This window comes from Oleiphilus sp. HI0080 (assembly GCF_001635135.1).
In genome coordinates, this window is sequence record NZ_LWFU01000104.1 from 1 (window position 1) to 338 (window position 338).

A 338-nucleotide genomic window follows, 5' to 3' on the forward strand; every position below is an offset into this window, starting at 1 on the left:
TACACTGCGTGACCGATGGAACTGCATATTCAATGTCCATCGCAGCACCTTCATGCGTCGTTGTTAGGTCAAGTTTGCCACCAGTAATCGCAAGACGGGCATCATTGGTTGGATTACCTTCGGTATCAAACCAGACATACGGACGGCCTACCCAGCCATCTGCACGATGAATCAAAAGACGCGTTTCGATAACACGCACCGCACCATCACGAAATGCGGTGTTCTCGGGCATTGCAAACGTTTTAACGATCACCGTACCCACAGGGAAATCCAAAGCTTCAGTTTGCGAATAGCTCGCCTGCTCGCCCTCAGGAATAAATACATAACGGTATTTACTC

General features: G+C 49.1%; 1 pseudogene. It reads right to left on the reverse strand.

Annotation, left to right across the window (positions count from 1 at the left end):
• Positions 1 to 338: pseudogene (locus A3751_RS22440) on the reverse strand (hypothetical protein); the annotation flags it as partial.